This is a genomic window from Gordonia otitidis NBRC 100426 (genome assembly GCF_000248075.1).
In the GTDB taxonomy this organism is placed as follows: domain Bacteria; phylum Actinomycetota; class Actinomycetes; order Mycobacteriales; family Mycobacteriaceae; genus Gordonia; species Gordonia otitidis.
Map to the genome: position 1 here is coordinate 1 of NZ_BAFB01000208.1, position 1,422 is coordinate 1,422.

At 63.5% G+C, this 1,422-nt stretch carries 1 protein-coding gene; it reads left to right on the forward strand.

The annotated features are described in order from the left end of the window. Positions 1-108 precede the first annotated feature (108 nt). Positions 109-1,389 (forward strand): IS256 family transposase, encoded by a 1,281-nt coding sequence (locus tag GOOTI_RS20500; RefSeq protein WP_007240524.1) that lies wholly within the window; start codon positions 109-111, stop codon positions 1,387-1,389. Positions 1,390-1,422: the final 33 nt, after the last annotated feature.

Sequence of the window (1,422 nt, forward strand, 5' to 3'; positions counted from 1 at the left end):
AGGAATGATCAAGACCTGTGGATCTGGGAGGGCGTGCCTTCCCGCAGAATGATCCCGGTAGTCACTTGATCAAGTCAGCGTTGCAGCGCTGGCGGAAAGGCACGCCTCATGCTCACGGTAGTCAACGCCCCTGATGGTTCCAACCAGTCCAACGACGATCACCGGTCGATCCTCGATGAGATCGTGCGCGACGGGGCCCGGCAGATGCTCGCCGCAGCCCTGCAGGCCGAGGTCGCTGCCTATGTCGATCAGTTCACCGATCAGGTCGATGAGCACGGTCGCCGGCTGGTGGTGCGTAACGGCTACCACAACGAGCGGGAGGTGATGACCGCTGCAGGTGCGGTGCCGGTGCGGGCACCGCGGGTCAACGACAAGCGGGTCGACCCTGAAACTGGTGAACGTCAACGGTTCTCGTCGAAGATCATCCCGGCGTGGGCACGCAAGAGTCCGGAGGTCAGCGCGGTGTTGCCGCTGCTGTACCTGCACGGGTTGTCGTCGGGGGATTTCGGGCCGGCACTCGAGCAGTTTCTCGGCTCGGGTGCAGGGTTGTCGGCGGCCACGATCACCCGGTTGACCAGCCAGTGGCAGAAGGAAGCCGCGGCCTTCGAAGACCGCGACATCACCAGCGATTATGTCTACCTCTGGGTCGACGGAATCCACCTCAAAGTCCGGCTTGAGCAGGAGAAACTGTGCCTGTTGGTGATGATCGGTGTGCGGGCCGACGGCCGTAAAGAGCTCGTCGCCCTGGCCGATGGCTACCGCGAATCGACCGAATCGTGGGCCGATCTGTTGCGGTCGTGCCGGCGCCGCGGCATGGCGGCCCCGAACCTGGCCGTCGGGGACGGTGCCCTGGGGTTCTGGGCTGCGTTGCGCGAGGTGTTCCCGGATACCCGAGAGCAGCGGTGCTGGTTTCATAAACAAGGCAATGTGCTTGCCGCACTGCCGAAGTCGGCCCATCCGAATGCGATCAAAGCGATGCAGGAGATCTACAACGCCGAAGACATCGACCACGCCCGCACCGCGATCACGGCTTTCGCCAAGACCTACGGCGCCAAGTACCCCAAAGCGGTCGCCAAGATCGTCGACGACGCTGATGTGCTGCTGGAGTTCTACCGTTACCCGGCCGAGCACTGGATTCATCTGCGCACGACCAACCCGATCGAGTCGACCTTCGCCACGGTCCGGTTGCGCACCAAGGTGACCAAGGGCCCCGGCTCACGGGCCGCGGGACTGGCGATGGCCTACAAACTCATCGAAGCCGCACAGACGAAATGGCGGGCCGTCAACGCACCCCACCTCGTCGCTCACGTCCGGGCCGGCGCCACCTTCAAAAACGGCGAACTCGTCGAACCCGGCACCGCCTCACCCGACCAGCAGGAGGCTGCCTGAAACAACCTCATCCACAGATCTTGACAATATCTC

Coding starts and splice junctions, on each gene's coding strand:
- GOOTI_RS20500 (WP_007240524.1), top strand. CDS start 109: ATGCTCACGGTAGTCAACGCCCCTGATGGTTCCAACCAGTCCAACGAC.